Here is a 12,914-nt window from a genome sequence, read left to right as displayed (position 1 = left end):
GTGTAGCGGCCGCGGCGGCGCTGCACGGCCAGCGGGAGACCGAAGGTGTCGGTCAGGTTCTCGTCGGTGAGGACGTCGTCGAGCAGGCCGGCGGCGACCACCCGGCCGCCGCGCAGCAGCAGGCCGTGCGTGTACCCGGGCGGGATCTCCTCGACGTGGTGGGTGACCAGCACCGACGCGGGCGCGTTCGCGTCCAGCGCGAGCGCGGAGAGCCGGCCGACCAGGTCCTCGCGGCTGCCCAGGTCGAGCCCGGCGGCAGGCTCGTCGAGCAGCAGCAGCTCCGGGTCGGTCATCAGGGCCCGGGCGATCAGCGTCCGCTTGCGCTCCCCCTCGGACAACGTGCGGTACTCGCGGCCGGCGAGACGCTCGATGCCCAGCGCGGCGAGCAGGTAGCGCGCGCGGTCGGTGTCGGTGGCGTCGTAGCGCTCCCGCCAGCGGCCGAGCACCCCGTAGCCGGCGCTGACCACGACGTCGCTGACGATCTCGTCGCCCGGGATGCGCAGGCCCAGGTTGGCCGACGTCACCCCGATCCGGGTGCGCAGCTCGAAGACGTTCACCCGGCCCATCCGCTCGCCGAGCACGTGCACCGACCCCGCGGTGGGATGCAGCTCGGCGGCGGCGAGTCGCAGCAGGGTGGTCTTGCCGGCACCGTTGGGGCCGAGCACCACCCAGCGCTCGTCGAGCTCGACCGACCAATTCACGTCGGCGAGCAGCGACGTCGCGCCGCGCTGCACACCGACCCCGTCCATGCGGATGACGAGGTCGGTCAGATCGGGATCGACAGCGCCGTTCGTGGCGGCGGTGACGATGGACTCAGAGGGCGATTCGGGCCAGGCCACGGGCTCTATCCTGGCCGATCGTGCCGGTCTTCCCGTTGGGTGCCCACGTCGACGACGACGGGGCCCGCTTCGCGGTCGCCTCCACCAGCGCGGACGCGGTCGAGGTGTGCCTCGTGGACGGTCCCGACGGTGATCTTTCCGAGCGGCGGTTCGAGCTGACCGAGCGGACCTTCGGGGTGTGGCACGGGACCGTCCCGGGCGTCCGGCCCGGCCAGCGCTACGGCTACCGGGTGCACGGGCCGTACCGGCCGTGGGACGGGGTGCGCGCCAACCCGGCGAAGATCCTCGTCGACCCGTACGCCGAGCAGATCACCGGACGGGTCACCGACCTGGCGGCGGCCCGCGGCTGGTGCGACGACCCGATGACCGGGCCGCCCAGCACCGTCGACTCGCTCGGCTCGGTGCCGCTGTCGGTGGTCACCGCGCCGCTCTCGGTGGCGCCGCGGACCCGCCCCGACGTGCCGTGGTCGGAGACGGTGATCCAGGAACTCCACGTGCGCGGCTACACGAAGCGGCATCCGGAGGTCCCGCCGGAGCACCGCGGCACCTATCTGGGGCTCGCGCACCCGGCCGTGATCGAGCACCTGCGCCGGATCGGGGTGACCGCGGTCGAGCTGCTGCCGGTGGCCGCGATCGCCGACGAACCCTCGCTGCTGGAACGTGGCAAGCCGAACTACTGGGGCTACTCGACGCTGGGCTTCATGGCCCCGCACGGCGGGTACGCGAGCGTGCCGGGCGCGGAGCTCACCGAGTTCCGGACGATGGTCGACGCGCTGCACGCCGCGGGCATCGAGGTGATCCTCGACATGGTGCCCAACCACACGTGCGAGGGCGGGGTCGGCGGCACCACGCTGTCCTACCGCGGCCTCGACGCCCGGGCCTACTACTCGCTGGGCGGCAACGGGTACGACGCCGACATCACCGGCTGCGGCAACACCCTCGACTCCGGCTCCCCCACCGTGATCCGGCTGATCTGCGACGCGCTGCGGCACTGGGTCACCGCGTTCGGCGTCGACGGGTTCCGCATCGACCTGGCGAGCGTGCTCGGCCGGCCGCGCTCGGGCGCGTTCGACCCGCACGCCTCGCTGCTCACCGCGATCGCCATCGACCCGGTGCTGTCGACGTGCAAGCTGATCGCCGAGCCGTGGGACGCGACCGGCGAGGGCTACCGGGTCGGCGGCTTCGGCGTGGCGTGGTCGGAGTGGAACGGCCGCTACCGCGACGCCGTCCGCGACTTCTGGCGCGGGCACGGCCGCATCGGCGAGCTCGCGTCGCGGGTGACCGGCAGCTCGGACATCTACGCGCTGTCCGGGCGGCGGCCGTGGGCGTCGGTGAACTTCGTCACCGCGCACGACGGGTTCACCCTGCGCGACCTGGTCTCCTACGAGCACAAGCACAACGAGGCCAACGGCGAGGACAACCGGGACGGCACCGACGACAACCGGTCGCAGAACTTCGGCGTCGAGGGCGAGACGACGTCGCCGGTGATCCGGGCCCGGCGGCTGGCGACGGCCCGGGCGATGCTCGCGACGCTGCTGCTGTCCACCGGGACGCCGATGCTCGTCGGCGGCGACGAGCGCTGGCGCACCCAGGGCGGCAACAACAACGCCTACTGCCTCGACGACGAGACGTCCTGGGTGGACTGGTCGCCCGGCGACGGCACCGCGGCGGAACTGACCGCGTTCACCGCGCGCGTCGCCGAGCTGCGCCGCTCGCACCCGGACCTGCACCGCGACCGGTTCTTCGCCGACACCGAGGCGTCCTGGTGGCACCCCTCGGGGCGGCTGATGGAGAACGGCGACTGGCACGACTTCGGCGCCCGCAGCGTCGGCCTGCTGGTCAACGACGGGCTGCTGGTGCTGCACGCCGACGGCGCCGCGGCGGCCTACACGCTGCCCCCGGGCGGGCGGTTCCGGCCGGTGCTCGACTCCTCGGTCGCCGACGGGGTGCCGGTGTCGATGCGGTCGCTGCCGGGCGGCACCACGATCACCCTGCCGCCGTACTCGGTGCTGCTGATGCGCCGCCAGGCCTGACCGCGCGCCGCGCGCTGCCGATCACGCCCCCGGCGCCGGTATCGTGCGAGCCGTGCCTCGCTATGAATTCCGCTGCCGGGAGTGCGCGACGACCTTCGAGGTCAACCGCCCGATGAGCGCCTCCGGCGACCCGGCACCGTGCCCGACCGGGCACACCGACACCGTCAAGCTGCTCAGCACGGTGGCGCTGGCCGGTGCCGGGGCGCGCAGCGCGCCCCGGGCCGCGGCGCCGGCGGGTGGCGGCGGGTGCTGCGGCGGCGGGTGCTGCGGCGGCTGACCCGCCTCATCGGGCGCCATCAGAGCCTTCCGGACAACTTCCGCACCCGCCTGTCCAGGCGTCCGTACCGTCTGCGGCGATGGACCCCTCGGGCCCTGTCCGAGCCCCGTCGCAACCACCGGGCCGCTGACCATCGGCGGGTCGTCGCGGTGCTGCGGCATGAACGATCTCACCGAGACGGAGACAGCGTGGACACGTTGACGAGCGGTGCGTCCCTGACCGACGGGCAGCAGCTCACCTCGCCGAACGGCAAGTACACCCTGACCCTGGCGAACGGCAACCTCGAACTGGCCGGACCCGGCGGGCCGGTCTGGGCCACGAACACCGCGGGCTCCGGTGCCGTCCGGGCGGACATGCAGGCCGACGGCAATCTGGTGCTCTACACGGACTCGAACGGCGTCGTGTGGGCGTCGAACACCGGCGACCCGGACTCGACCCTGGTCCTGCAGGACGACCGCAACATCGTCGTCTACGCGCCGGGCCACAAGCCGGTGTGGTCGCCGAACACGTTCCTCACCGAGGACGAACTCGCCGCCGAGAAGGCGGCCGAGGAGGCCGCCGCCGCGGCCGCCGCACCGCCGCCACCGGCCCCGCCGCCACCCGCCGCGCCGCGGACCTACGTCGTCGTACCCGGCGACACCCTCTCGGGGATCGCCGAGCAGTTCTACGGCGACGCCGGGCGGTACCCGCAGATCGCCCAGGCCAACGGGATCGACAACCCGGACCTCATCCAACCGGGCCAGGAACTGGTGATCCCCGATTGAATTGCGCTCGTGCGCGGTGAGTGGTGCGCGCGCGCCACTCACCGCGCACCGCAGGCGTCAGCCCGCGAGCACGACCTTGCCCAGTTCCGCGGGCGAGGCCAGCAGCGGGTGCGCGGGCAGCACCCGCACCGTGTACCCGGCCAGACCGGCGTGCGGCAGCGGCACGACGGCCTCGAACCTGCTCGCGCCGTCCGTCCCGCCGACGTGCTTCATCGCGACGCTCACCGCGTCCTCGAGGTCGTCGGACTCGTCCACCCGGCCGACCACGGCCTCGACACACACGTGGTCCGCGTCCAGCCCGGCCAGATCGACCGTGGCGTGCACCGTCATCGGCGCACCGACCACCGGGGTGTCGGGCAGCCCGGAAGCGTCCACCCCGGACACTGTGACCCGGGGCCAGGCGGCGTTGAGCCGGGCCCGGTAGCCGGCCAGCTCCTTCGCCGCGGCGAAGTCGTCGGCGATGATCCCGGCGGCCGCCCGGGAGGCCGGGGCGTACCAGTCCTGCACGTACTCGCGGACCATCCGGGTGGCCTGCACCTGCGGGCGCAGCGTGCCCAGGGTGTGCCGGACCAGCTCCACCCAGCGCTCGGGCACACCGTCGGTGCGCTCGTAGAACGCCGGCGCCACCTGGGTGGCCAGCAGCTCGTAGAGCGCGTTGGCCTCCAGGTCGTCGCGGCGGGCCGGGTCCTCGATGCCGTCGGCGGTCGGGATGGCCCAGCCGTTGGCACCGTCGTAGAGCTCGTCCCACCAGCCGTCGCGGATCGACAGGTTGAGCCCGCCGTTGAGCGCCGACTTCATCCCGGACGTGCCGCACGCCTCGAGCGGGCGCAGCGGGTTGTTCAGCCACACGTCGCAACCCCAGTAGAGGTAGCGGGCCATCGACATGTCGTAGTCGGGCAGGAACACGATGCGGTGCCGCACGGCCGGGTCGTCGGCGAAGCGCACGATCTGCTGGATCAGCGCCTTGCCGCCGTCGTCGGCCGGGTGCGACTTGCCGGCGACGATGAGCTGCACCGGGCGGTGCGGGTCGAGCAGCAGGTCGCGCAGCCGGTCGGGGTCGCGCAGCATGAGGGTGAGCCGCTTGTAGGTCGGCACCCGGCGGGCGAACCCGACGGTGAGCACGTTCGGGTCGAAGACGTGGTCGGTCCAGCCGAGCTCCGGGGTCGACGCCCCGCGCTCCAGCCACGCCGCGCGGACCCGCCGGCGCACCTCGTCGACGAGCCGGGAACGCAGCGTGTTGCGCAGCGCCCACAGCATCGCGTCCGGCACCGGTTCCCGGCCGGGTGCGGGTTCGCCGCCCGGAGCCGGATCGCCGAGCAGCTCGGTGACCTCGCGGGCCTCCCAGGTGTGGCCGTGCACGCCGTTGGTGACCGAACCGATCGGGACCTCGGCGGCGTCGAAGCCGCTCCACAGGCTGCCGAACATGCCGCGCGACACCGCGCCGTGCAGCCGGGAGACCCCGTTGGCGCGCTGGGCGAGACGCAGCCCCATGTGCGCCATGTTGAACATGCTGGGGTTCTCCTCGGCACCGAGCGCCAGCACGCGGTCGACGGGCACCCCGGGCAGCAGGGTGTCGGAGAAGTAGTGCCGCACCAGGTCGATCGGGAACCGGTCGATGCCGGCCGGGACGGGAGTGTGCGTGGTGAACACCGTGCCGGCACGGACCGCGGCGACGGCCTCGTCGAAGCTCAGCCCGTCGCCGGTCTGCAGTTCCCGGATGCGCTCCAGGCCGAGGTAGCCGGCGTGGCCCTCGTTGGTGTGGAAGACCTCCGGCTCCGGGTGCCCGGTGACCCGGCAGAACGCGCGCACCGCGCGCACCCCGCCGATCCCGACCAGGATCTCCTGCCTGATCCGGTGGTCCTGGTCGCCGCCGTAGAGCCGGTCGGTGACCCCGCGCAGGTCCGCGTCGTTGGCCTCGATGTCGGAGTCGAGCAGTAGCAGCGGGACCCGGCCGACCGCGGCCTGCCAGACCCGGGCGGTGAGCGTGCGCCCCGCGGGCATGCTGACCTCGACGTGCACCGGGGCGCCGTCGGCGTCGGCGAGCAGCTGCAGCGGCAGACCCTGCGGATCGAGCACCGGGTAGTGCTCGAGCTGCCAGCCGTCCAGCGACAGCGACTGCCGGAAGTAGCCGGAGCGGTACAGCAGCCCGACGCCGATCAGCGGGACGCCGAGGTCGGAGGCGGCCTTGAGGTGGTCACCGGCGAGCACGCCGAGCCCGCCGGAGTAGTTCGGCAGCACCTCGCTGACGCCGAACTCCATGGAGAAGTAGGCGACGGCGGCCGGCAGCGACGGGTCGTCCTCCCGCTCGTCCTGGTACCAGCGGGGGCCGCTGAGGTAGGCGGCCAGGTCGTCGGCCAGCTCGCGCACCGTCACCACGGTCTCGGCGTCGGCGGCGAGCTCGGCCAGCCGCGCGCTGGGGATCTCCCCGAGCAGCCGCACCGGGTCGTGACCGGCCCGGTCCCAGGCGTCGGGGTCGAGACGGGCGAACAGGTCCTGGGTCGGCGGATGCCAGCTCCAGCGCAGGTTGGTGGCCAGCGTCTGCAGCGGCGCGAGCTGCTCCGGCAGCTGGGCGCGGACGGTGAAGCGGCGCAGGGCTCTCACGCGGCAGCAGCGTACGTGAATCGGTGCCGAGATCGTTTCAGTCCCGCCCCGTTTCGCCCGGTCACCGGATGTGCCGCCGTCGCGGCACGGCGGCCCCGGCGCCGATCGGCTCCCCGATTCCGGTACTCCGGCCGATGGTGCGAATGGCGGCACCGCCGGCCCCCGTTCGAGCGGCACCAATGGACGTCACGTTTCCGTTCGGCGCACCGGGTGAACCAGTGAGCGCCGAGGATTCGGCGAACGAACGGTGATCGTCGATGAACTGCTTGTAAACGCTGCGCGGAAGGCCGCACCCGTTACGAGCAGCGACGAAGCGGGTAGGTACCGTTGTGACGGACGCGACGGGTGGGCAGTGCCGGATCTGGGGGTGGCGCCGATGACCGGTCGGCTCGGAATCGATGATGTGAGCCCTGCGGTAGCGAACGGTCGCCATCCGAGCAAAGCGGTGGTCGGCGAGGTGGTCCCGATCCGCGCCACCGTCTGGCGGGAGGGGCACGACGCCGTCGCGGCGAACGTGGTGTGGAAGCGGCTCGGCAGCCGGGGGGCCGCGGAGCACGTCCGGATGGTCCCGGACGGGGTCGGCACCGACCGCTTCGTCGCCACCGTGGTCCCCGACGAGCCTGGCCTGTGGACGTTCCGCGTCGACGCCTGGAGCGACCCTTGGGCCACCTGGCGGCACAACGTCGGGGCCAAGCTGGATGCCGGCCAGAGCGCCGAGGACCTGGCGAATGACCTCGAGATCGGCGCCCGGCTGCTGCAGCGCGTCGGCCGCCGCCCCGCCGAGCGTGCCAACCGCGACCTGCTGTTCGGCGCCGCGAACGCGCTGCGCGACCCCGCACTGCCGCTGCACGCCCGCGTCGCCCCCGCGATGTTCCCCGCCGTCGACGTGATCATGACCGAGCGACCGGTGCGTGAACTGATCACCCGCGGCCGCGCGCAGCAGGTCTACGTCGACCGCCCCCGAGCGCTCTTCGGGTCCTGGTACGAGTTCTTCCCGCGCTCCACCGGCGGCCGCGACGAGACCGGCCGCGCCGTGCACGGCTCGTTCGTGACCGCAGCGAAGGAACTCGACCGCGTCGCGTCGATGGGCTTCGACGTCGTCTACCTGCCGCCGATCCACCCGGTCGGCACGGTGCACCGCAAGGGCCGCAACAACTCCGTGCACGCCGAGCCCGGCGACGTCGGCTCGCCGTGGGCGATCGGCTCGGCCGAGGGCGGGCACGACGCGGTCGACCCCGAGCTGGGCACGCTGGAGGACTTCGACGCCTTCGTGGCCCGCGCACAGGACCTCGGCATGGAGGTCGCGCTCGACTTCGCGCTGCAGTGCGCGCCGGACCACCCCTGGGTCGCCGAGCACCCGGAGTGGTTCACCGTGCGGCCCGACGGCACGATCGCCTACGCGGAGAACCCGCCGAAGAAGTACCAGGACATCTATCCGATCAATTTCGACAACGACCCGGCCGGCCTCTACGCCGAGGTACTGCGCGTGGTGCTGCACTGGGTCGAGCACGGTGTGCGCATCTTCCGGGTCGACAACCCGCACACCAAGCCGCCGAACTTCTGGCACTGGCTGATCTGGCAGGTGAAGGCCCGCTACCCCGACGTGCTGTTCCTGGCCGAGGCGTTCACCCGCCCGGCGCGGTTGTTCGGGCTCGCGCGCCTGGGGTTCACCCAGTCCTACACGTACTTCACGTGGCGGACGACGAAGGAGGAGCTGACCGAGTTCGCGCTGATGCACGCCCAGCGCGCCGACGAGGCCCGGCCGAACCTGTTCGTCAACACCCCGGACATCCTGCACGAGTCGCTGCAGACCGGCGGCCCCGGAATGTTCGCCATCCGGGCGACACTGGCCGCGACGATGTCGCCGACCTGGGGTGTCTACTCCGGATTCGAGCTGTACGAGAGCGCGCCGGTGAAGCCGGGAAGCGAGGAGTACAAGGACTCCGAGAAGTACGAACTGCGTCCGCGCGACTTCCACGCCGCCCTCAATCGGGGCGAGTCGCTGGAACCGTGGATCACCCGGCTCAACGAGATCCGGCGTGCCCACCCGGCACTGCAGCAATTGCGCGACATCCATTTCCACCACGTCGACCACGACCAGTTGATGGCGTACTCCCGGACCGACCCGGCCACCGGCGACACCGTGCTGGTGGTGGTCACGCTGAACTCCTACGACGCGGTGGAGGGCACGCTCACCCTCGACATGCCCGCGCTCGGGCTGGAGCCGAACGAGTCGGTCGAGGTCTACGACGAGGTCAGCGGGGAGACGTTCCGCTGGGGTGAGCGGAACTACGTCCGCCTCGAGCCCTGGAACGCCGTCGCGCACATCGTCCGGGTCCCCCGCCCGCAGCTGCCCAGCCCCGCCTAGCACCCCGGTCCCCGGCCGGTGGCCGGCGGCGGAACAATCGCCGGCCGGCCGGTGTTGGGCTCATCGGTGGCCTCGTGCGACGGCGGCCCGGGCCTGGGGCCGGCCGGAATCGGCCGGCCCGTCGCGGGTGGCACGGTCGCACCGGCCGGCTGCTCCACGGATACCCTTGACACGACCTCGTTCACGTTTTGACCGGGGGCGCCGGTCGCGGTACGACTGGCCGATGCCCTCTCCGCCATTCATCTCCGCTCGGTAGGACGCGATACCTCCATGTCGATCGACACCCAGGCCGGCACAGCCACGGACCCGGCCACGGACCCCGCTGACCAGGACACCACCGGCAACGTGCTGGCCGTGCACTCCTCCGAGGAGTACTCGCACGCACGAACCCTGGACGTCGATCACGACTGGTACAAACGCGCGGTCTTCTACGAGGTGCTGGTCCGCGCCTTCTCCGACTCCAACCGCGACGGAATGGGCGACCTGCGCGGCCTCACCGAGAAGCTCGACTACCTGCAGTGGCTGGGTGTCGACTGCCTCTGGCTGCCGCCGTTCTACGACTCCCCGCTGCGCGACGGCGGCTACGACATCCGCGACTTCCGCGCGGTGCTGCCGGAGTTCGGCACCGTCGAGGACTTCGTCTACTTCCTCGACGAAGCGCACAAGCGCGGTATCCGGGTCATCACCGACCTGGTCATGAACCACACCTCCGACCAGCACCCCTGGTTCGAGGAGTCGCGGCGCAACCCCGAGGGCCCGTACGGCGACTACTACGTCTGGGCCGACGACGACTCCGGCTACCCCGACGCACGGATCATCTTCGTCGACACCGAGTCGTCGAACTGGACCTACGATCCGGTCCGCGGGAAGTTCTACTGGCACCGGTTCTTCTCCCACCAGCCCGACCTGAACTACGACAACCCGGCCGTGCAGGACGAGATGATCGAGGTCCTGCGGTTCTGGCTGGACCTCGGCATCGACGGATTCCGGCTCGACGCCGTGCCGTACCTGTTCGAGCGCGAAGGCACGAACTGCGAGAACCTCGCCGAGTCGCACGCGTTCCTCAAGCGGTGCCGCAAGGTGATGGACGACGAGTACCCGGGCCGGGTCATGCTCGCCGAGGCCAACCAGTGGCCGAGTGACGTCGTCGAGTACTTCGGCGACCCCGAGGTCGGCGGCGACGAGTGCCAGATGGCGTTCCACTTCCCGCTGATGCCGCGGATCTTCATGGCCGTCCGCCGGGAGAACCGCTTCCCGATCTCGGAGATCCTGGCCCAGACCCCGGCCATCCCGTCGGGCGCCCAGTGGGGCATCTTCCTGCGCAATCACGACGAGCTGACCCTCGAGATGGTCACCGACGAAGAGCGCGACTACATGTACGCGGAGTACGCCAAGGACCCGCGGATGAAGGCCAACATCGGCATCCGCCGCCGGCTGGCCCCGCTGCTGGACAACGACCGCAACCAGCTCGAACTGTTCACCGCGCTGCTGCTGTCGCTGCCCGGCTCGCCGGTGCTGTACTACGGCGACGAGATCGGCATGGGCGACAACATCTGGCAGGGCGACCGGGACGCGGTGCGCAGCCCGATGCAGTGGACCCCGGACCGCAACGCCGGGTTCTCCGCCTGCGACCCGGGCCGGCTCTACCTGCCGGTGATCATGGACCCGCTGTACGGCTACCAGGCCGTCAACGTCGAGGCGCAGCTGAACTCCACGACGTCGCTGCTGCACTGGAACCGGCACATGATCGAGATCCGCAAGCGGCACCCGTCCTTCGGGATGGGCGAGTACCACGAGCTGGGCGGCTCGAACCCGTCCGTGCTCGCCTACGTCCGGTCCTATGGCGACGACACCGTGCTGTGCGTGAACAACATGTCCCGGTTCCCGCAGCCGGTGGAGCTCGACCTCTCGGCCTGGCAGGGTAGTTCTCCACGCGAGCTCACCGGCGGCGTGCCGTTCCCGAAGATCGGCGAGCTGCCCTACCTGCTCACCCTGCCCGGACACGGGTTCTACTGGTTCTCGATCACCCCTCCGGAGGAGACCACGTGAGTCTGGCTCTGCCGTCCTCGGAGCTCGCCGACCTGCTGCCCGACTGGTTGGCCCGGCAACGGTGGTTTGCCGCCAAAGGTCGGCAGGTGCGCTCGGTCGCGGTGGCCGCGAGCTCACCGCTCATCACCGGGGACGGCGGGGACGACCTGCTGCTCGACCACACCGTGCTCGCCGTCGAGTTCACCGACGGCGGGCCGGTGCAGCACTACCAGCTCCTGGTGGCCCGCCGCCCCCAGGTCCGCACCGAACTCGAACACGTGACGATCGGCCGGGTCGACAAGCACATCGCCTATGACGGGCTGTGGGACCACGAGGTCACCGACTGGCTGCTCGACGCCATCCGCACCGGGCTCACCGTCGGCGACATCCGGTTCGTGCCCGAACCGGGGGCCGAGATCCCGGAAGGCGTCGGGGGGCGGGTGATCGGGGTGGAGCAGTCGAACACCTCGGTCGCCTACGGCGAGAAGTCGATCTTCAAGCTGTTCCGCCGGTTGGCCCCGGGGAGCAACCCGGACCTGGAGCTGCACCGGGCGCTGCGCTCGGTCGGCAGCGAGCAGGTCGCCGCGCTGCAGGGCGCGGTCGAGGGCACCCTCGACGGCCAGCCGGCCACCCTGGGCATGCTGCAGGACTTCGCCGCGAACTCCGCCGACGGCTGGGCGATGGCCCTGGCCAGCGTCCGCGACCTGCTCGCCGAGGCGGACCTGCGCGCCGACGAGGTCGGCGGCGACTTCGCGGGCGAGGCCTACCGGCTGGGCGAGACCGTGGCGATCGTGCACGACGAGCTCGCCCGCGCGCTGGGCACGACACAGGTGGATCCGGCCGAGGTGGCCGAGGGGATGATGGCGCGGCTCGCGGCCACCGCGGTGGAGGTTCCCCGGCTCGCCGTGCACACCGAGCGGATCCGAGCCACCTACGAAGCGCTCGGGGCGTCGGACGCGCCGATCCGGGCCCAGCGCATCCACGGCGACCTGCACCTGGGCCAGACCCTGCGCATACCCTGGGGCTGGCTGCTCATCGACTTCGAGGGCGAGCCGGCCAAGCCGCTGGCCGAGCGGGTCCGCCCCGACTCGGCGCTGCGCGACGTCGCGGGGATGCTGCGGTCGTTCGACTACGCCGCGTTCCATCAGGTGTCCAGCTGGGAAGCCGGCGAGCTCTTCGACGCCGACCAGGACTCCCAGCTGATGTGGCGGGCCAACGAGTGGGCGGCCCGCAACCGCTCGGCCTTCTGCGACGGCTACGCCGCGCGGGCCGGCGCCGACCCGCGTGCGCAGGGCACGGTGCTGCGGGCGTTCGAGCTGGACAAGGCGGTCTACGAGGTGCTGTACGAGACCCGCAGCCGCCCGTCCTGGGTGTCGATCCCGCTCGCCTCGATCTCACGCCTCACCACCGAGACCGACTCCGTCACCTGACCCCACCCCAGAACCTGATCGAATCGAATTCCCGGAAACGGGCCCCGGCGGGGGCGTGGGGATCAGGATGCCGTCATGCCACGGGTGCACGGGCGGCCGATCTCACCGCGCTGCGTGCGGCGGCGTGGCACGGCGTCATCCGGGCCGGCGAGCTCGTGCGCCTCGGTGTGCCGGTCGAGACCGTGTACCGCCGCTGCCGTGGCGGGCCCTTCCCGGCATCAGACCTGCGCCTGCTCGTTCCGCACTCCCGGCGGCTACCGGCACCGGTCGTGCGCGACGGGATCCCCCTTGGCCCCGCTCCCCCGGGCCTGCATCGACGCCGCACGCAGGCTGCGCGACGGCCGGGAGATCACCGAGCTCATGGCCGACGCGATCCAGCGGGGGTTCTGCTCGGCGGCCGAACGCGATGCGCAGCGGCCGCAGGACCACGCCTACACCACGGAACGCGCGGCACGGCTCTCCGCCGCCGGGGCCGTCGTCCTGCCGACGCTTCCCGGCCGGCTCAACCGCGACGAGTCCGGAGGCGTCAGCGAACTCCGCCGTGCCTACACCTGCGCCGCCCGCCGCCCCCGCC

Annotated in this window: 8 protein-coding genes and 1 pseudogene; 7 read left to right on the top strand and 2 right to left on the bottom strand. The window is 72.0% G+C overall.

All coding sequences use genetic code 11. The annotated features are described in order from the left end of the window. Nucleotides 1–749, bottom strand: a 749-nt coding sequence (locus HF526_RS33250) for an ABC transporter ATP-binding protein (RefSeq protein ID WP_169385628.1), incomplete at its 3' end; no start/stop codon positions are given. 110 nt (nt 750–859) lie between these two features. On the opposite strand from HF526_RS33250, the gene glgX reads away from it, so the two are divergent. The 3 genes from glgX (at nt 860) to HF526_RS33235 (ending at nt 3,913) form a co-directional block, all read left to right on the top strand. Continuing rightward, nucleotides 860–2,872, top strand: a complete 2,013-nt coding sequence (glgX, locus tag HF526_RS33245; RefSeq protein ID WP_338051926.1) for a glycogen debranching protein GlgX — start codon at nt 860–862, stop codon at nt 2,870–2,872. A gap of 52 nt (nt 2,873–2,924) precedes the next feature. Next, nucleotides 2,925–3,149, top strand: coding sequence for an FmdB family zinc ribbon protein (locus HF526_RS33240; RefSeq protein ID WP_169385624.1), 225 nt, complete (start codon nt 2,925–2,927; stop codon nt 3,147–3,149). 188 nt (nt 3,150–3,337) lie between these two features. Next, nucleotides 3,338–3,913 carry a LysM peptidoglycan-binding domain-containing protein gene (locus tag HF526_RS33235; protein WP_211178168.1) on the top strand — a complete coding sequence of 192 codons (576 nt, stop codon included), beginning with the start codon at nt 3,338–3,340 and terminating at the stop codon, nt 3,911–3,913. 57 nt (nt 3,914–3,970) lie between these two features. On the opposite strand, the gene glgP is transcribed toward HF526_RS33235, so the two are convergent. After that, nucleotides 3,971–6,514, bottom strand: a complete 2,544-nt coding sequence (glgP, locus tag HF526_RS33230) for an alpha-glucan family phosphorylase (protein WP_169385623.1) — start codon at nt 6,512–6,514, stop codon at nt 3,971–3,973. A gap of 376 nt (nt 6,515–6,890) precedes the next feature. Here glgP and HF526_RS33225 point away from each other — a divergent pair, with 376 nt between their 5' ends. From HF526_RS33225 to HF526_RS33210, 4 genes and pseudogenes are all read left to right on the top strand, one after another. Further along, entirely contained in the window at nt 6,891–8,882 is a 1,992-nt protein-coding gene (locus HF526_RS33225; RefSeq protein WP_169385622.1) for an alpha-1,4-glucan--maltose-1-phosphate maltosyltransferase, read from the top strand. Nucleotides 8,883–9,152: 270 nt separating this feature from the next. Then, complete coding sequence (treS, locus tag HF526_RS33220) at nt 9,153–10,931, top strand: maltose alpha-D-glucosyltransferase (protein WP_169385621.1); 1,779 nt, start codon at nt 9,153–9,155, stop codon at nt 10,929–10,931. After that, nucleotides 10,928–12,340, top strand: a complete 1,413-nt coding sequence (locus HF526_RS33215) for a maltokinase N-terminal cap-like domain-containing protein (RefSeq protein WP_338051925.1) — start codon at nt 10,928–10,930, stop codon at nt 12,338–12,340. The genes treS and HF526_RS33215 overlap by 4 nt, the downstream gene beginning before the upstream one ends. A 288-nt stretch (nt 12,341–12,628) precedes the next feature. After that, a pseudogene (locus tag HF526_RS33210) lies at nt 12,629–12,914 on the top strand (hypothetical protein); the annotation flags it as partial.

The sequence above is a fragment of the Pseudonocardia acidicola genome (assembly GCF_012911935.1).
Lineage (GTDB): Bacteria > Actinomycetota > Actinomycetes > Mycobacteriales > Pseudonocardiaceae > Pseudonocardia > Pseudonocardia acidicola.
The sequence above is the reverse complement of the archived record's forward strand: the minus strand, read 5'-3'. Positions and strand labels throughout refer to the sequence as shown.